The 17,533-nt window shown below is 49.9% G+C and carries 14 protein-coding genes and 3 tRNA genes; 7 read left to right on the forward strand and 10 right to left on the reverse strand.

From position 1 onward, the window contains the following. Window positions 1–144 precede the first annotated feature (144 nt). Window positions 145–1,152 carry a phosphate acetyltransferase gene (gene pta, locus HMPREF9194_RS07230; RefSeq protein WP_016525721.1) on the forward strand — a complete coding sequence of 336 codons (1,008 nt, stop codon included), beginning with the start codon at window positions 145–147 and terminating at the stop codon, window positions 1,150–1,152. Between the two features lie 23 nt (window positions 1,153–1,175). On the opposite strand, the gene HMPREF9194_RS07235 is transcribed toward pta, so the two are convergent. Further along, on the reverse strand, window positions 1,176–2,570 hold the full coding sequence (locus tag HMPREF9194_RS07235) for an MATE family efflux transporter (protein WP_016525722.1): 1,395 nt from the start codon (window positions 2,568–2,570) through the stop codon (window positions 1,176–1,178). Between the two features lie 139 nt (window positions 2,571–2,709). Between HMPREF9194_RS07235 and HMPREF9194_RS07240 the strand changes: the two genes are divergently transcribed. The 6 genes from HMPREF9194_RS07240 (at window position 2,710) to HMPREF9194_RS12110 (ending at window position 8,922) form a co-directional block, all read left to right on the forward strand. Then, window positions 2,710–2,880 (forward strand): DUF362 domain-containing protein, encoded by a 171-nt coding sequence (locus HMPREF9194_RS07240; RefSeq protein WP_016525723.1) that lies wholly within the window; start codon window positions 2,710–2,712, stop codon window positions 2,878–2,880. A gap of 229 nt (window positions 2,881–3,109) precedes the next feature. Continuing rightward, entirely contained in the window at window positions 3,110–3,334 is a 225-nt protein-coding gene (locus HMPREF9194_RS07245) for a hypothetical protein (protein WP_156828010.1), read from the forward strand. Further along, entirely contained in the window at window positions 3,331–4,233 is a 903-nt protein-coding gene (locus HMPREF9194_RS07250; RefSeq protein WP_016525725.1) for a M23 family metallopeptidase, read from the forward strand. Before HMPREF9194_RS07245 ends, HMPREF9194_RS07250 begins: the two co-directional genes overlap by 4 nt. A gap of 6 nt (window positions 4,234–4,239) precedes the next feature. Beyond that, window positions 4,240–5,229, forward strand: coding sequence for a hypothetical protein (locus tag HMPREF9194_RS07255; RefSeq protein WP_016525726.1), 990 nt, complete (start codon window positions 4,240–4,242; stop codon window positions 5,227–5,229). A gap of 508 nt (window positions 5,230–5,737) precedes the next feature. After that, window positions 5,738–8,284, forward strand: coding sequence for a penicillin-binding protein 1A (locus tag HMPREF9194_RS07260; protein WP_156828011.1), 2,547 nt, complete (start codon window positions 5,738–5,740; stop codon window positions 8,282–8,284). A gap of 11 nt (window positions 8,285–8,295) precedes the next feature. Beyond that, a complete protein-coding gene (locus tag HMPREF9194_RS12110) occupies window positions 8,296–8,922 on the forward strand; it encodes a ParB N-terminal domain-containing protein (RefSeq protein WP_016525728.1) in 627 nt (208 codons plus the stop codon). A 28-nt stretch (window positions 8,923–8,950) separates the two neighbouring features. On the opposite strand, the gene tyrS is transcribed toward HMPREF9194_RS12110, so the two are convergent. The 9 genes from tyrS to HMPREF9194_RS07310 form a co-directional block, all read right to left on the reverse strand. Beyond that, window positions 8,951–10,171: a tyrosine--tRNA ligase gene (gene tyrS / locus HMPREF9194_RS07270; protein ID WP_016525729.1), complete on the reverse strand. Its 1,221-nt coding sequence runs from the start codon at window positions 10,169–10,171 to the stop codon at window positions 8,951–8,953. Between the two features lie 73 nt (window positions 10,172–10,244). Next, the gene (locus tag HMPREF9194_RS07275; RefSeq protein WP_016525730.1) at window positions 10,245–11,111 is read right to left on the reverse strand and encodes a YicC/YloC family endoribonuclease; all 867 of its coding nucleotides are present in this window, start codon (window positions 11,109–11,111) and stop codon (window positions 10,245–10,247) included. A 29-nt stretch (window positions 11,112–11,140) separates the two neighbouring features. Beyond that, window positions 11,141–12,670: a UDP-N-acetylmuramate--L-alanine ligase gene (gene murC, locus HMPREF9194_RS07280; RefSeq protein ID WP_016525731.1), complete on the reverse strand. Its 1,530-nt coding sequence runs from the start codon at window positions 12,668–12,670 to the stop codon at window positions 11,141–11,143. 30 nt (window positions 12,671–12,700) lie between these two features. After that, a tRNA-Gly gene (locus tag HMPREF9194_RS07285) sits at window positions 12,701–12,771 on the reverse strand. Window positions 12,772–12,987: 216 nt separating this feature from the next. Continuing rightward, window positions 12,988–13,059, reverse strand: a tRNA-Pro gene (locus HMPREF9194_RS07290). Between the two features lie 171 nt (window positions 13,060–13,230). Then, a tRNA-Asp gene (locus tag HMPREF9194_RS07295) sits at window positions 13,231–13,304 on the reverse strand. A 190-nt stretch (window positions 13,305–13,494) separates the two neighbouring features. After that, window positions 13,495–14,595 (reverse strand): ABC transporter ATP-binding protein, encoded by a 1,101-nt coding sequence (locus HMPREF9194_RS07300; protein WP_016525732.1) that lies wholly within the window; start codon window positions 14,593–14,595, stop codon window positions 13,495–13,497. A 23-nt stretch (window positions 14,596–14,618) separates the two neighbouring features. Further along, window positions 14,619–16,307, reverse strand: coding sequence for an ABC transporter permease (locus tag HMPREF9194_RS07305; RefSeq protein WP_016525733.1), 1,689 nt, complete (start codon window positions 16,305–16,307; stop codon window positions 14,619–14,621). 161 nt (window positions 16,308–16,468) lie between these two features. Then, complete coding sequence (locus tag HMPREF9194_RS07310; protein ID WP_016525734.1) at window positions 16,469–17,491, reverse strand: ABC transporter substrate-binding protein; 1,023 nt, start codon at window positions 17,489–17,491, stop codon at window positions 16,469–16,471. Window positions 17,492–17,533 lie beyond the last annotated feature (42 nt).

Below are 17,533 nucleotides of genomic sequence, written 5' to 3' on the forward strand. Positions count from 1 at the left end.
AAAATTACGGCGCCGCTCTACGCAAACGCCTGTTTGAAGTATAACAGGTTTTACCGCAAAAGCGCAAGAGGACGAAAAACGCCCCTTGCACAAATCGGCGTGCGGCATTATGATAGATAAAACTCTGTTATAAAGGATGCCGATATGAATTTTGTCGAAGTTATGAAAAAGAAAGCCGGTGCACTGCAAAACCGGCTCGTATTGCCCGAAGGCACTGAAGAGCGCACGGTCGCGGCCGCCGCTCAAATTATAAAAGAAAAACTTGCCGCTTCGGTAACGCTTCTCGGAAATAAAGCGGACATAGAAAAAGTCGCCGCAGCAAAAGGCGTTTCGCTTGCGGGCATAAATATCATAGACCCCGAAAACTCCGAATGGCACGACGATTTTGCCGCCGTATACTGCGAACTGCGCGCAAAAAAAGGCATGACGATGGAACAAGCGCACGTCGATATGAAAAACGCGCTCCGTTTCGGCGCCATGATGGTGCGTAAAAACAAAGCCGATGCGATGGTAGCCGGTGCGCTTTCGGCAACCGCCGACGTTCTGCGCGCGGGCCTCACGATTATCGGAACGGCGCCGGGCATGAAAACCGCGTCCTCATGCTTTGTTATGGACATGCACAATCCCAAATGGGGCGCCGACGGTATTATGATTTTTTCCGACTGTGCGGTCGTCCCCTGCCCCACGTCCGAACAGCTTGCCGATATAGCGGGCGCTGCGGCCGAATCGTGCCGCACCATGCTCGGCGTTGAACCGGTTGTCGCCATGATGTCGTTCAGCACCAAGGGCTCCGGCGGCAAAGACGAAAACGTTTTGCGCGTGCAGGAAGGCGTGCGCATCGCAAAAGAAAAGTTCCCTTCATTGTGCCTCGACGGAGAAATCCAAGCCGACGCAGCCCTCATCCCCTCGGTTACCGAAAAAAAAGCGCCGGGAAGCCCCATTACCGGCAAAGTCAATACGCTCATCTTCCCCGATTTGGGCGCGGGAAACATCGGCTACAAATTGGTACAGCGCTTGGCCGGAGCCGACGCGTTCGGCCCGATTTTGCAGGGCTTTGCTTCTCCGATCAGCGACCTGTCGCGCGGCTGCTCGGTCGAAGACATCGTCATCACCTCGGCCGTTACCTTAGTGCAGGCGGGCAAAAAGAACTGAACGTACTCTTGAGGCACCCGTTTTTATATCTCAATCTTTTGCCACTTGCCGCTTTTGAAACGCAGCCATGTGAGGAAAAAGCGCACAAACTGATCGAGTAAAAGGCCCAGCCATGCGCCGGTAAGGCCGAAGTGCAGCGGGTACACTAAAAGCCAGCCGGAAAGCGGACGGATTATCGCAACGCTTATAAGCGAAACGACCGCGGTATAGCGCGTGTCGCCGGCACCGCGTAGGCAGCCCAAATTGATAACCTGCGCAACCTGCAAAACGACGGTAACGGCGATAATTTTCATGATAATGCTGCCGTAAAACAGAATGTCGGCGTCCGATGAAAAAATCCGGTATATGTCGCGCCCGAGCGTGCTGTAGATAAGCGCAATACATAGCGAACACAATAAGCCCATGCGCCGGCAAAAGCTTGCATATATTTTTGCAAGGTCGGCTCTCTTTTTTCCCAAGCTTTGTCCGACAAGGGCGACGCCGGCAACCGAAAGTCCGTCGCCGATTGCAAACGATATGCTTAAAATATTCATGCCGATTTGATGCGCGGCAAAGGCGGCCGTTCCCAAATTGGCGACGACGATTGCGTATAAAAAAAAGCCGATGCGCAAAAACGCCTGCTCGATCAAAGCGCCCGAGCCGACCTTGTACAAACCCGATAAAATGCGGCTGTCGAAGCGCAGGCTGTTGTTCCGGTAAAACAAAAAAAGATAGCCCTGCGATTTAAGGACCGAAGCCGCCGAAAGAACAAAGCCCGCACCGAAGCCGATAACCGAAGCGATCGCCGCCCCCTTTACGCCGAGGGCGGGAAAGCCGAAGCGCCCCTCAATCAGCAAAAAGTTAAACACGATATTGACGCCGTTCGAAAGCAAATTCGTTTTCATCGCAATCTTCGTATTGCCCGCCCCTCTTTGCGCCGCGTTGACGACAAAGGTAAAAGCTTGCAGCACAAGGGAGGCGATGATTATGCGAAAATATTCGGTTGAATAGTCGTGCGTGTCTTTTTGGCTTCCGGCAAAGCGCAAAATCGGTTCGGTAAACACAAAGGCAAGAACCGTTACCGCGGCCGATACAAAAAATGTAATCACCAGCGACTGCACGAGTACGCGGTTCGCTTCATCCCGATTGCCCTCGCCTTTGCGCCGCGCGGTTAAAGCGCTTACCGCAATGCTTATCGAAAAAAACACCGTGAGACACAAATATCGCGGCTGGGAAGTAAGCCCGACGGCCGCGATGGCATAGCTTCCGAGCGCGCTTACCATAACGGTATCGACAAGGGAAATCAAAGCGGATAAAAACGATTCGACTATGGCCGGCCATGCCATGCGCAAGGTGTCGGCAAACAAAACCTTGTCGGAAGGAAGTTCGCCGAGTACGCTTTGCTTTCCGATTGCCGACCGCGCGTTGAACACTAACATACGATAATCGATATTATCCGGTATATTCCGTATTTCTGCAATGACTCGACAAAAAGTTTTTATAAAAATTTCCTGTTAACTTGCGCTAACTGAAATTCAGGTGTTACTATTGCATATCACACTTTTATGGGGGTACATTATGGCATACAAAATCACCGAAGCGTGTGTAAACTGCGGAGCTTGCGAAGGGGAATGTCCCGTAAGCGCAATATCCGAAGCCGAATCGGCACGCGTAATCGACGCGGCGGCCTGCGTGGACTGCGGTTCCTGCGCAAGCGTTTGCCCGACCGAAGCGATCATTCAGGGATAACTAAAAAATCTGCCCGGGGAATTGTCCGGGACGATGCAATTCCCTGAGCAGAAACCGATCGCACGGCGTGTTTTCCGCCGCGGATGGCGGCGGTTCTGTCCTACGATGTTTTTGCAAAATCTTAATCTTTACAAAAACACATTTCAAAAATCCGGCAAGGATGTACGGTTTTCAAGCCTTTTCTTTTTTGCATTTTTGTGCTATTGTCGCATTACCTATGGCTGTACAAATGAAAAAAAATGTTTTGCGGACGCTGCGTTCGATTGCCCTGTTTTTTGCAAAAGTGCTTGCCCTCATTCTTTTTTGCGCCGTTTTCGCTTTTGCCTTTGTATACCCGCTGTGGCTTTTCGCCGTAAAAAAACCGAATGTATTTTCCACCTGTGTGCTTATTTTGTGCGCGCTTTTTATCGCGGCAGCCCTTATTTTTAACCGGCGACCGCGCGGCAAACAATGAACAAAAAAGTTTTACAGTGCGCCGCCGCTTTGCTTTTCGCGGCGGTACGGTTTGCGGCGCAAGAATCGTTTTATCCGCACATACAGACGCTCAATTCGTCTGATCCCCTCTTTAAACAATACAGTCAGGAAGTGCAGGAAAATTACCGCATGATTGTGCAAGGCGAAGCGCTTCAAACTTCTTTCTATACATACGCGGCAAAAAAAGACGACGACCTTTTAAACATAGCGGCCAGATGCAATATTCCGTACGAAACAATAGCACTCGTAAACAATCTGGCATTTATGGATTCTTCCCTTGCGGACAAGATGCTCTATCTTTCGACCTGCCCCGGTTTGTTCATCGCCGAAAAACCGATTACACCGCTTGAGTTTATTTTAAAAACGCGCTATCCTGAAAGTAAGCAGTATGGGACGTATACCGTAAACGGCTCTTCTTATTTTTTTGTACCCGACGAGCGGTTAAATCCCACGGAGCGTTTTTTCTTTGCCGATTCGAGCATGACCTCTCCTTTGGCAAAGGGAGTTATTTCGTCTTCGTTCGGAACGCGCATAAGCCCGATTACGGGACGCAAAACTTTCCACGGCGGCATAGATATTGCGGCCGCACCGGGGAGCCCCGTTTTTGCGTGCAAGTCGGGCATTGTCGCTTTTACGGGCAAGGACGATCGCTACGGCAACTACGTTATTTTGCAACACGAAAACAATACGCAAAGTTTGTACGCCCATTTGCAAACCGTCCTTGTGCAAAAAGGACAGCCGGCGGTTAAGGGCAAGCAGATAGGAACGGTGGGAAGCAGCGGTATGTCGACCGGGCCCCATTTGCATTTTGAAATCCGAGTCGGAGGCAGGGCTAAAGATCCTTCATCTTTAATCAGAAAGTTTTTGCAGGAATACTGAAAGCGTATGAAAACCAAACGGATTATAACAGTATTATTCGCAATTCATATGTGCGTGTTCGGTTTTACCGAAACATTCAGGGTGCATAAAACCGTCGTCCGCACCGTTTCCGAAAAAACGTCTTCCGTCCATGCGGATTTGGGCATAAACGATGCGCTCGTAATCAAACTGCCGGAAAACGCGCTTTTTTTGCAGGGCATCGATTTGGAAATACAGATTCCCGCAATCGCCGCCGAACACCGCGACGCCGTTGCCTATGCGCTGTATGCCGACATTGCCCCGGAACCCGCCGAAAGTACCATCGATTATACGGGAAAACGCTTGAACATCGCAACCTTCCCCGGAAAACTGCGCTGCAATATCCGCATTCCGCTCATCAAAGAACATACGATGAAGGAAAGTCCGTATACGATTGTTATGCCTCTGTTGTTTTCAAAGCCGCCCAAATCGATTTTTTTGCGCTTTCAGCTGGTTATGAAGGGTGTCCCGCCGGAACTGTTCGACGCCATTTATTCGATCGACATAAAACCCGTGCTTACGGATCAGGGCTTGCTTGCCCTTACCGTACTGTATCCGAGCGAGCAAAAAAAAGAAGAACACAAAGAATTTTCGGTGTTTATAGATGAAGTGCCGCGTCCCGATGCCGTGAAAAAAAATGTGCTTTTGCCTGTCGGCATGCACCGGCTGAATATCGTTTCCGAAGCGTACCGGAACGAAGTGCGCAGCTTTACGATCGATCAGGCTAAAACTTCGGCGCTGGAAATTCAGCTTACGGACATCGCGCCGCTTTTGTACGTATCGGCCCCGCAGCGCACGCGCTTTTTTATGGATAATATCGAAATTAAAGATTATTCAAAACCGCTGGTTATAAAGCCGGGCAGCCGCCAGCTGCGTTTTTCGCTCGGCGATTATGAACTCGTGCGCGTTTTGGAAGCGGTAAACGGGCGCACATATAAAATAGCGGTTCTTTTCGACGTGAATATAACGGAGGAATAAATTAAAGATTTGCCGGATACCGCCGATACTTTAAATGTCGGATGAGCAAATCCCCTCCCACCCATTGTTCATTCGATTGCCTTGATGGCATGGCCGGCACACAAGCCGGCCTTTTTTATTTACCCCGCCCGACAAAGCAACCGCACCGGAAAATACAAGCTACAAAATATTTAACGATAATAAAAAGCCGTCTCCCCACCCTTTAGAGGGAAAAGGAAGTCTGCATATATAAATAGCTAAAAAAACACATGCTCATGGGTGCGGCGTGAAAAAAAGAGTCCGCGAACGGCTTATGAGCGAAGCAATTAGAATTGTACGTCCTTAGTCCCTTTTTCGGCTATGAGCGGTTCTTCAGAACTGCGAACCTAAAGCTTTATGTATGCGATGTTTAGAACGGCGCGAGCCGGTCTAAACTCGGCGCGCAACCCGGTCATACCATTCGTATGACCGGGTTGCGCAGCTGCCTTGACAAAAATCGGCCTGTTTACTACTCTAATACCGTATGCATATGCGAAAAAATAAAGTTGTGATAATTCTTTTGTGCGCGCTGTCCGTCGTCCTTCCCGTTTTGTTCGGGGCGGGTTTGGGAGCGCTGCTCGGCATGACTCAAAATATAAAAAATAACGAACACTTTACCGAATTCACAAACGCGCTGCCCACGCGGCTTTTGGATATAAACGGCGAACTCATTACCGAATTCGCGTCGGACGAAAAGCGCGAAATGATTACTTTAAACGAATTGCCGCAGCATTTAATCGACGCGCTTATAACGCGCGAAGACAATATCTTTTTTAAGCACGCGGGTTTCAGCATAAAGTCGATTGTGCGCGCCTTTGCCGGAAAACTCTTACACCGTCAGATGGGCGGCGGCAGTACGCTTACACAACAAATCGCCGGAACGCTTTACACGGACCGTACCGCAATTACGTATACGCGCAAAATAAAGGAGCTGTGGTGGGCGATTCAAATGGAGCGCCGCTACTCGAAGCAGGAAATTCTGGAACTGTATTTGAACAAGGTATACTTGGGCGGCGGCACCTACGGCGTCAATGCCGCGTCAAAATACTACTTCGGGCACAGCGCGCGCGAAATCACTCCGGCCGAAGCGGCGATTTTGGTTATTCAGCTTTCGAATCCGGTTTATTACAATCCTTTTGAATATCCGAACCGCGCAATGGAGCGGCAAAAATACGTTTTGGACGAAATGGCTAAAACGGGTTTTTTAACCAAGGATGAAGCGGAACAAAGTTTCGACGATTTTTGGCTCAACTTCGACTATACCCGAATCAATTCTTCGGCTTATTTTATGCGGGAAGACAAGGCGCCGTGGTTCAGCGAATTTGTGCGCAAAGAGCTTGAAAAGATGATGTACGGCACGATGGACGTATACACGGGCGGTTACACCGTTCACACGACCATGAACATGAAGCAACAACTCGCAGCACAGGACATTATGCAGCGTTATATTGCGTGGGCAAACAATTCCTACAATCGAACGCGCTCATCCAGAAAATCGAGCGCCGTTTCGACTTATATTCCGATGACCGAGCTTTTGTCGCTCGTGTTCGACATTCCGCAGCTGAAAATCTCCGAACAGCGCAACGAAGTCGTTACGATGGCGGCTTTTAAAAATACCGTAAACCCGACGCTCGACGTTTTGTCGCTTATGTTCGGCATAGAAGAATTGAAAATCGACGTCGTAAACCGCGTGAACGCACAAACGACCGAAACGCGCAAAAAGAATAAAATCGAAGGCACGATGATCGCCCTTGAAAACGCTACCGGCTATATTACCGCCCTCGTCGGCGGAAGCGAATACGGACAGGATAATCAGTTTATACGCGCCGTGCAGGCTCGGGTGCAGCCGGGAAGTTCCTTTAAACCGCTGTATTACACGGCGGCAATCGCGTCGAAAAAGTTTACCGCCACCAGCGTTATTTACGACGTGCCGACCATATTCAAAAAAGATGACGGTACTTTGTACATTCCGCAAAACAACAAGGGCGAATGGTACGGTCCGGTGCAGTTGTGGTACGCGCTTACGAGGTCGATGAACGTTCCGTCGTTAAAAATCCTGCGCGAAATCGGTTTCGATGCGGCGATAAATCAGGCGGGAGCACTGCTGGGCTTAAAGCCCGAAGAATACGCCGAGCGCAAGCTCGAAAAAGTATACCCGATCGGCTTGGGCGTGTGTTCCGTGCGGCCGATAGAAATGGCGCGCGCTTTTGCAATTTTTGCGAATCAGGGAAAAGAAGTCGTTCCGATGGCGATCCGATCGGTTGAAGACCGGAACGGCAAAGTCATTTTGAATCCCGAACGCGACATCCGAGTTGCCCAGCAGGCAAAGGGAGAAGCCGCGCAAATTATCAGCCCGCAAACGGCCTACATTATGACCGACCTTTTAACGAATACGATAACAAACCCCAAAGGCACTTTAGGCTACGGTTCAAACTGGGGCAAAAAAATGCAGTACAAGGATGCGAACGGCAGACTGTATACGATTCCTGCAGCGGGTAAAACCGGCACGACGCAAAACTGGTCGGACACGTGGGCAATCGGCTTTACGCCCTATTACACCGCGGCGTTTTGGTTCGGCTTCGACGCGAAGGGGGAATCCATGGGAACCGACCTTAACGGCTCCAGCCTTCCCGGCCCGGCATGGGGCGATTTTATGAAAGTCGCCAACGAAGGGCTGCCGTACAAAGCTTTCGCCAAACCGTCAAGCGGTATAACCGAAGCGACCGTGTGTTCCGTATCGGGCGGCATACTATCGCCCGCATGCGGCAACAACCGCACGACAAAATACTACTTGGACGGCACGCAGCCGACCGGCATTTGCGAATTGCACACGGATCGCGAGAGAGCGGAATTGCTCGGCACGCAACGGCTTTCTTCCGAATACTATATGTCCGGCGTTACCCGGCCGAAGGTGTCCGACGACGACGGATTAAAACTCGATTTATCGTTCCTGAACGGCGCCGATTCCGAGCCGCAAACGGACACCGCGCCGAACGAAGAAGAAACGCTTCCCGACTTCAATAAATTTTTCGAATAATCGGAGGATCGATGCTTGTACATATTTCCGATATTACGGTAAAAAAGCGCATACGAAAAGACGTTTCAGGCATCGACGAACTTGCCGACAGCATCCGCAAATACGGCCTTTTAACGCCGATTATTCTCGACGACGATTATGTGCTGCTTGCAGGCTACAGAAGGCTGCAGGCGGCAAAGCGATTGGGCTGGACGTCGATTCCGGCAACCGTTGTCGATGCAAGCGATAAAATCGGCCGCATGGAAATCGAATTGGAAGAAAACGTCCAGCGCGCAAATTTTACCGAAGAAGAATTGCTTGAAGGATACGCCGCCCTTGAAAAATTGAAAAATCCGGGCTTATTGCGCCGCATCGGACGCAAGATAAAAAACTTTTTTGCGGTGATTTTTGAAGCCGGAAGGCAAAGCCGCGCCGACAAACGGCGTAAAAACGCGCTGCTGTCGCTTACGGCCCTGTTCGGCATTGCGCTGGCAATCCTTTCGGGCGTACTGCACAAAGGCGGCTACATCAGTTACGTTTTGCTCACGATTTTAAACGTCGTATCGGCCGCCGCCTTTTTATACGGCTTGTTCTTTTTTATCCGCTTTACGGCCGGTAGCAAAAAAAAGTTTTCTCAACCCGACCGCGAAGAAAATTAAAAACCGAAACTAAAGGGCGCAACTGAAGCTAACCGAGCACAACGCGCACGAACTTTTTTTTGCCCGCACGAAGAACAAATTCACCCGCTTCATCGGCGTCTTTTATGCCGATAACGGCTTTAAGGTCGGTTACGGTTTTCCCGTTTACAACCGCCCCGCCCTGCTCGATGAGGCGGCGGATATCGCTTTTCGATCCGCCCAAGCAGGCCGAAGCGAACAGATCGACAACGCCGATTCCCGCCTCTAAAGCCGAACGCTCCAACGATACGGTCGGCATCGCTTCTTTATCGCCGCCGCCGGAAAACGCGGCTTTTGCGCCGGCGAGTGCATTGTCGGCTTCTTCTTTGCCGTGAATTTCCTTTGTAACTTCCCACGCAAGTTTTTCTTTTGCGGCGTTTATGTCGCCGGCGCATATGCGGTCGATTTCTTCGATCGAAAGGAAGGTAAAAAGCAAAAAGAATTTACGCACGTCGGCATCGGCAACGTTTCGCCAATATTGGAAAAAGTCGAAAACGCTCGTTAAATTCTTATCCAAAAAGAGCGCGCCCTTTTCGCTTTTACCCATCTTTTTGCCGTCGCTGCGCGTTACCAACGGAAAGGTAAGACCGAACACTTCGGCGCCCGTTTTGCGGCGAATCAAATCGACGCCCGCAACGATGTTTCCCCATTGATCGTCGCCGCCGATTTGCAGGCGGCAGTTGTGCCGCTGGTACAGCATTAAAAAATCGTAGCTTTGCAAAAGCTGATAATTGAATTCAAGAAACGAAAGTCCCGTTTCCATGCGTTTTTTATACGCTTCGTAGGTGAGCATTTTATTCACGGAAAAACAGGAACCTATATCGCGCAAAAAATCTATATAATTGAGATCGCAGAGCCATTTTTTGTTGTTTTCGGGAAAGGCGGTTTTTCCGTCGAAGCCGATAAAGCGGTCGAGCTGGGCGCTGATTTTCTCGACGTTTTCGTCGAGCTGCTCGTAGCTGAGCATTTTGCGCATTTCGGTTTTGCCCGAAGGATCGCCGATACGGCCGGTACCTCCGCCGATGAGCGCAATGCCGATATGGCCCGCTTTGCGCAAATGGCGCAAGGCAAACTGCGGAACCAAGTGCCCGATATGCAAACTGCCGGCGGTCGGATCGCTTCCCACATAAAAAGTAACCGGCCCCTGATCCATAAGGTCGGAAAGCCTTTCGGCGTCGGTGCATTGCTGAAAAAAACCGCGTTCTTTCAGCGTAGTAAGTGCTGTATTCATGGCACACAGTGTAACGAAAAAAAAGACGGAGTGCAAGCGGCGCACTTGTTTGCGGCTGCCCCGAACGGCCGCATTATTCGATATTTCTGCTTTGTTCGCGGATATTTTCGAGGGCGTTTTTTGCGTCGATAACGGTTTTACCGAGTTTTGCCGTTTGATTTTTGGAGCCGATCGTATTGATTTCTCTGTTCAATTCCTGACACAAAAAATCGATTTTGCGGCCCGGTGCTTCGTTGTGTTCGATTTCGGCTTTGAGCGCTTCCAAATGACTGAACAGCCGGACAACCTCTTCGTTTATCGTATACTTTACAAGCATTGCCGCGGTTTCGCTCATAATGCGCTGCTCGTCGGCCTTGTCGCCCAAGAGTTCGTTAAAACGCGAAACTATCAAATTTTTAAAAAACGCTTCGGCTTCGGGAACCGCTTGTTTAAAAATCAAGGCGCAGGATTCAAGCGACGAAAGCTGAAAAAGTATATCTTTTTTAAGATTTTCCCCTTCGCGTTTTCTTCCCGCACAAAACTCTTCAAGCGCGTCGGCAAACACCGGTTCGATAAACGAGCGGTACATATCGGCATCGCAGTTTTGGCGGACGGAAAGAACGCCTTCCTGAGATGCGATGAGCGAAAGGGGAATCTCGCAGCCGGGACTCGAAATTTCGGCAATTTTTTTTAACGCTTCCGCATAGTTTTTTGCAGCCTGAAGATCGACGTCGACCTTTGTGTCGGGCGAAAAATCTTTAACGCGTATATACACGTCAACCTTGCCGCGCAGCATGCGGTTTGCGCAGCGCGCACGGATATCCTGTTCCAATCGACCCAAAAACGGCGGCAGCGCAATGTTCAAATCCAAAAAGCGCGAATTGACCGATTTTATTTCAACCGAAATGAACATCCGCTCGGTCGACACTTCTTTGTATGCGTAAGACGTCATGCTTGTCATAGATCTTCCTTTACCGTAAACCGCCGATTTTACGCGTTCAATTTTTCGGCAATCAATTTTCCGAGCTTCCAGTTATCGCCGGCCCCCATCGTCATAAACAGAACGGGAGAAGAAGGCTCCGACAGGCGCTCGAGCGTAAAGGGAAGCGCATCTTCAACTTCTTCAAAATAATGCACATTGTCGTGCCGCGCACGGACTTTTTCGTACAAATCTTTTCCGCTGACCGAGCCGTCATAATGCTCGCGTGCGGACGCATAAATCTTGTGCAAAATAATTTCATCCGCATCGGAAAAAGCGGAGGCAAAATCATCCAAAAGGGCGGCGGTGCGCGTATATGTGTGCGACATAAAATCGACAATGATGCGGTACCCCGGATAAAAAGAGCGGAAACCGGCTATCGTGGTTTTTATGGCCGTCGGATGGTGGGCGTAATCGTCGACAATCAAAATATCTTTGCCGTTTGCCGCTTTGCAGCGCGCAACCGTTTCGCTGCGCCGCTTTGCACCGCCGAAACGGGAAAGTCCCGCTTGCAGTTTTTTTGCTATGAGCGCTTTATTCCGTTCGCTCAAAACCTCGCCTGAAGATTCGGCATACAGCGACACTGCCAAAGCGCAGGCTGCCGCGCCGTTCAGCACAATATGCTTTCCCGGCACGCTAACGCAAAAATCGGTATCGAAGGCTGCAAGCGAAAAATGCTGAACGCCTTCGCCCGTGTTGCCGAAAATGATTCGGTAATCGCCTGAAGCATTTACGCCGTAGGGCGTAAGACGGATATCGGCGCGTTTTGATTGTACGATGCGCATAACCTCTTCGGCGCCTTTATCATCGGCACAATAAATCAGTTCTCCGTTATGCGGCAGCAAAAGGCAATAATCGACAAAGGCGTCGCGTATGCTTTCGTATGTAGGATAATAATCCTGATGATCGCTTTCAACGCTGGTTAAAATTATTTTTCGGGGACGGAACGACATAAAATGCCGCCGGTATTCGCAGGTTTCGGCGACAAAAAAACGCCGGCCCACATTCAGCGTGCAGCCGCCGAACGCGGGAATAACGCTTCCGGCAAGCACTTGGGCAGGAACGTCAAGCGCTTTGAGCAGTAAACCGCACATGCCGGTCGTCGTCGTTTTGCCGTGAACGCCCGCAATGCCGCAGCTGTACGCCGTTTCGGACACAAGGCCGAGCGCTTCGGTATACAAAAGCATCGGAATACCGGCTTTGCGCGCGGCGATAAGTTCGGGATTCGTATCGGGACTGTATGCCGACGAATAAATCAATACATCGATATCGGCGCTTATGTGTGCCGCGTCGAAAAGGGTCGGCTTTATGCCCAAACGTTCGAGCACTTCGTCCGTATAAAAACGTTCGGCAACATCGCTGCCGCTTATGCGCGCTCCGCGGTACGCGCAAATTTCGACCAGGGCCGCCATACCGGTTCCCTTAATGCCCGTAAAATGTATGTGAGCGCCGTGTAAATCGTTTTTAAAAAATGACGAAGCAACCTTTTTGCCGGGGGAATGCTCCGCGGGAAAGGGCTGCGGACTCTGATCAGCTGACATATGGTATCCTTACATAATTATGCGGAAAAAAGCGGCTAATGGGAGTCGAACCCACCTATCAACCTTGGGAAGGTCGTGTAATACCGATATACGATAGCCGCAATACGTAAAAGATTCGGCGCTTCCGAAAGTCGGGCAGGTGGGATTTCCCTCCGAAAGGTTCTTCCTGAACCTTTCTCCGAGCCGCCTCAGTCGCCGGCGCCGCCATCCGTGGCGGCTTTCCTCGCTCCCGCTCGGCGCTCCTTCGGTTCAAATCCCACGAGGGAAGCAAGGAAGCGCCGATATTGTTTTCATAACAGTATCGGCGCTTCCGAAAGTCGGGCAGGTGGGATTTGAACCCACGGCCTCCTCGTCCCGAACGAGGCGCGCTCCCCCTGCGCTACTGCCCGAAGCGGCTTTCAAACGCGATGCGTTTTCCGGCCTGTATAAAAACAGGATTTATATAAAACCGCAAGGCCGACGGCAAACATAAGTCGCGCATCTTCCGGCGGTTTTAACACGGCACCGATTCAAATCCTGATTGCGGTGCAAAAAAAAGTCCATCAGCGGCGATGGACTAGCGGGAGCGACGGGGCTTGAACCCGCGATCTTCGGCTTGACAGGCCGACGCGATAACCAGCTTCGCTACGCCCCCATAACGCAACAGACTATATCATAAACAAATATTTTGGTCAATAGACAGTACGCATGAAAAAAACAGGGATTCAGCATGAACAAAAATCTGCAAAAGAAACTATCTGCTTCCGAATAGACGCGTAAAAAAAAGGGCGTGTTCAGACAATTCTATTCGCTCGTTACCATGCCGCTTTTTTGCAGTAAGCCCGTTACGGACGTTGCGGAATAACATATGCGCTGACCGGATCAAATGAAAGAAATACACGCTCGCCTTCTTTGTAAAATCCCTCTCGTATAGGATTGTGCGACACGGCGAGAATCGGTTTTGCATTGCCTGCTATGTCGAGTTCATATTCCATTGTAGCGCCCAGATAGACGGTGTGCGCGACCTTTGCTTCAAAAAGGCTGCCGGGAGTTTCTTTCGAAGAAAGCTGCAACCCTTCCGGACGTATTACGATAAAAACCTTATCGCCCTTTTGTATATCTTCCCGAGCGCACGGATACAATGCCGTTTTTCCGTTCACCGTAACACTGACCTGCTCGCCGGAAATGCCCGCTTCGGCTTCGCCGTCAATAAAGTTTGCCCTGCCGATAAAATCCGCGACAAAATAATTTTGCGGGCGCGAATAGATCTCAAACGGAGTACCGATCTGCATTATACGCCCCTTATTCATTATCATAATGCGGTCGCTTACCGTCATCGCTTCACTTTGATCGTGGGTAACGTAAATGCTTGTAATACCGAATTGTTTTTGTATTTTCCGGATTTCCGTACGCATTTGTTCGCGCAGTTTCGCGTCCAAATTCGATAAAGGTTCGTCGAAGAGCAGCACCTTCGGTTTGTTTACGATAGCGCGCGCAAGAGCAACGCGCTGCTGTTGGCCGCCGGAAAGCTGGTTCGGCTGGCGGTTTATTAACGACGTAAGTCCCATTATTTCCATTATATTTTGAACTTCGTCGCGGATATCGTTTTTTTTCATCCCTTTAAGTTCAAGACCGAAGCCGATATTTTGTCCGACCGTCAGATGCGGGAAAATTGCATAAGATTGAAAAACCATGGAAGTATCGCGCTTGTTTGCGGGGAGATCGTTAACCAGCTGTCCGCCGATGTATACATCTCCGGCACTTTGATTTTCGAAACCGCTGATAATGCGCAAAGTAGTCGTTTTGCCGCAGCCCGAAGGGCCGAGGAAGGTTACCATTTCACCTTCGTTTATCGTAATGTTGACCGAATCGACCGCAACGAATTCCTTCGACTTATCGTCGTGGTCGGCAAAAATCTTGGTAATATTTACCAGTTGTACGCTCATATTTTTCTCCCATTCCCCAACCGTCAGCGCGAAAGGATCGAGCCTGAAGTATGATAGCGCAATCTGAGCACCGTTTGAATAAGCGCCATAGCCGCAAGGATAATGCACACCAAAATAACGCTGAACGCCGCGGCAGCACCGATACGTCCACTCTCCACTTGGCTCATAATCTGAACCGTCATAAAATTCCAGCGGGCGGATACGAGAAATATCGCCGCGCTTACCGCAGTCATGCTGCGCACAAAGGCAAAAATAAGTCCGCTGAAAAAAGCCGGCACCATTAACGGCAGCGTGATTTTTCTGAAAGTGCGGTTACTGTCGGCTCCCAAATCGATTGCCGCTTCTTCAATACTCGGATCTATCTGTTTTAAAACGGCAACTCCGCCTTGAATACCGACCGGAAGATATCTGAAAATAAAATTCAAAACTATAATTGCAAGCGTACCCGTCAAATAAAAAGGAGCGCTGTTAAACGCAAGAATGTAGCCGATACCGATGACCGTTCCGGGAACGGCAAAGCTGAGCATGCTCGTAAATTCCATGTAGCGCCTGCCGAAAAAGCGCTTGCGTACCACAAGAAAGGCGATCACCATACCCAAAATTCCGCTTACGGGAGTGGCGATACCCGCAATCGTTATCGTGTCCGCAACGGATTTATATCCGACTTTGAAAACATAGATAAAATTATTAAGCGTAAAAGAATTGTCGTGGCCCCAGGTTTTTGCGCATGCACCCCAGATAATCGTCGCATACACGGTAATAACCGTCAGCGCAATAAGACAGAGCACGGCAAAAAGGATGTACCGGGCGGCAGGACTTACAACATTGTTTGTGGAACTTGCCGGCTTTCCCGTAACCGTTATGTACTGTTTTTTGCTTATCCAATATTTTTGGAGCATGTAAGCGCTCACCGAAGGAATAAGCAGCACAAAGGCAAGCGCGGCTCCTTTGGGCAGGTTGTACATGCCGGTTATTTCAAGATAGGCCTGCACGGAAAGAATCGGAAAATTGCTGCCTGCAAGAATGAGCGGATTACCGAAATCCGCCAGGGATTCGACAAACAGCAGTAAAAACGACGAAGCGATCCCCGGCACGGCAAGCGGCAGCGTTACCCGCAAAAATATTTTAAGCCTGTTCCCGCCCAAATCCATAGCCGCGTCTTCCAGCGTAGGATTAATCGATTCCAAAACCCCGCGGACGGTAATAAAAGAAACGGGGAAAAAAGTGAGTACTTGCGCAAAAAGCAAACCTTTAAAACCGTAAATATTCGCCTGCTGCAATTTTAAAAGCGAAGATGAAATAAAACCGTTATTGCCGAAAAGCATGATTATAGCCAACGCACCGATAAAAGGCGGGCTTATGATGGGAATCGTCGCTATAATGTTAAAAAACTTTTTCCACGGAACGTTCGCGCGCACAAGCGCATAGGCGAACACAAAGCCCGTTACGGTACCCAGCGCCGCCGTTAATACGCCCATAAGTAAAGAATTCCACAGCGCTTGCCGGTAATACCAAAAGCTGAAAGCGGCTTTAAAGTTTTCGAGCGAAAACTTCCCTTTCGACTGAAAACTTACCAGACATACTTTTACGAGCGGGTACAAGATAAACAAGCTGAGACTTGCAATCAAGATGACAATAACGGCAAGCAAAAGCGGGTCTTTGCCAAGCTTTTTAAGCTCTTTTATGCTTGCGCTCAAACCTTCACGTTTCATACGGCCTCTTGTCCGCGACAACACGCGGCCGCCGCAGGGTGATTATAAAAACCGGCAGACGCCGAACAAGCACTACCGGCTTTGTCCGCCGTTTCGCGAATTCAGGCTTTACTGCAGCCCGGTTTAAAAAGATGCGGAAACGGCGGGTTTAAGTACGGTTTTTATTTTGCCGTTAGAACTTCGTTTACCCAGCGCTCTACAAGGCGGGTTGTGTTCTCGGCGTAGTATTTGGTATTGTAGGAAACAACCTTTAAGCTGCTGAAAGGCGGCATGCCGGCTCCGAGCGCGGCCTCGGGAATAACGGGATAAAAAAAGGTTTGCTTTTCGCTTAAGGCGTCCTGTCCCTTTTTGCTGACCAGCCAGTCTACAAACGTTTGAGCGGCTTCCAGATTTTTAACGCCTTTAAGAATGGAAACGGCGGGCGCTTCAAAGCCTACGCCCTCGGAGGGAAATACGACCTTTACAGGGTAGCCTTGCTGAATAAAGTTGAAAAACGCAGGAGTAAACTGTATGCCGATCGCACAGTCGCCCACTCCGACGCCTTTGGAAGGCCCGGTTCCCGACGACGTATAGGTTTGAATGTTTTTACTGAGCGAAGCCATGTACTTGTAAGCGGCGTCTTCTCCCATTATTTCAATAAGCGAGTACACCATCACCTTTGCGGTTCCGGCGCTTTGCGGCGTGGGCGCTTGAATAATGCCCTTGTATTCGGGTTTTAAAATGTCGGCCCAAGAAGTCGGCATGGGCGCGCCGGCTTTTTGGAGCGCGGCCGTATTTACGCCGAAGCACAGCGGATTCATATAAAAACAGCGCCAATATCCATCGGGATCTTTAAACATCGCGTTCAAGTGATTGTACGCATCGCTTTTATACGGAATCGTCAGTCCCTGTTCTTTTGCGCTGATGTGGTTGTCGCTGGGCGCTCCGAGCCACACATCGGCTTGAGGGCGGCCGGCTTCAGCCTGAATACGCGCAAGGGCGGGTCCCGAAGACAAATGCACCGACTGTACCTTTATGCCCGTATCGGCGGTAAAAGCCTCCAGAATTTTTTGAGTGTTTTCTTCATCGACACTTGCATAAATAACCAATTCTTTTGAAGCGGTCTTGCCGTCCTTGTTTCCTGCGGCAAAGACGGGAATCAAAAACAGCAGCGCGGCAAAAACGCTTAACGTTTTTTTGTTCATAACAACCTCCGTTTTTCAGCTATGTTTTGAGTGATTATACTT

Source organism: Treponema maltophilum ATCC 51939 (genome assembly GCF_000413055.1).
In the GTDB taxonomy this organism is placed as follows: Bacteria; Spirochaetota; Spirochaetia; order Treponematales; family Treponemataceae; genus Treponema_C; species Treponema_C maltophilum.

Bases quoted from the DNA above. Each gene is read 5' to 3' on its own strand.
- pta (WP_016525721.1), top strand. From the start codon at position 145: ATGAATTTTGTCGAAGTTATGAAAAAGAAAGCCGGTGCACTGCAAAAC.
- HMPREF9194_RS07235 (WP_016525722.1), bottom strand. From the start codon at position 2,570: ATGTTAGTGTTCAACGCGCGGTCGGCAATCGGAAAGCAAAGCGTACTC.
- HMPREF9194_RS07240 (WP_016525723.1), top strand. From the start codon at position 2,710: ATGGCATACAAAATCACCGAAGCGTGTGTAAACTGCGGAGCTTGCGAA.
- HMPREF9194_RS07245 (WP_156828010.1), top strand. From the start codon at position 3,110: ATGAAAAAAAATGTTTTGCGGACGCTGCGTTCGATTGCCCTGTTTTTT.
- HMPREF9194_RS07250 (WP_016525725.1), top strand. From the start codon at position 3,331: ATGAACAAAAAAGTTTTACAGTGCGCCGCCGCTTTGCTTTTCGCGGCG.
- HMPREF9194_RS07255 (WP_016525726.1), top strand. From the start codon at position 4,240: ATGAAAACCAAACGGATTATAACAGTATTATTCGCAATTCATATGTGC.
- HMPREF9194_RS07260 (WP_156828011.1), top strand. From the start codon at position 5,738: ATGCGAAAAAATAAAGTTGTGATAATTCTTTTGTGCGCGCTGTCCGTC.
- HMPREF9194_RS12110 (WP_016525728.1), top strand. From the start codon at position 8,296: ATGCTTGTACATATTTCCGATATTACGGTAAAAAAGCGCATACGAAAA.
- tyrS (WP_016525729.1), bottom strand. From the start codon at position 10,171: ATGAATACAGCACTTACTACGCTGAAAGAACGCGGTTTTTTTCAGCAA.
- HMPREF9194_RS07275 (WP_016525730.1), bottom strand. From the start codon at position 11,111: ATGACAAGCATGACGTCTTACGCATACAAAGAAGTGTCGACCGAGCGG.
- murC (WP_016525731.1), bottom strand. From the start codon at position 12,670: ATGTCAGCTGATCAGAGTCCGCAGCCCTTTCCCGCGGAGCATTCCCCC.
- HMPREF9194_RS07300 (WP_016525732.1), bottom strand. From the start codon at position 14,595: ATGAGCGTACAACTGGTAAATATTACCAAGATTTTTGCCGACCACGAC.
- HMPREF9194_RS07305 (WP_016525733.1), bottom strand. From the start codon at position 16,307: ATGAAACGTGAAGGTTTGAGCGCAAGCATAAAAGAGCTTAAAAAGCTT.
- HMPREF9194_RS07310 (WP_016525734.1), bottom strand. From the start codon at position 17,491: ATGAACAAAAAAACGTTAAGCGTTTTTGCCGCGCTGCTGTTTTTGATT.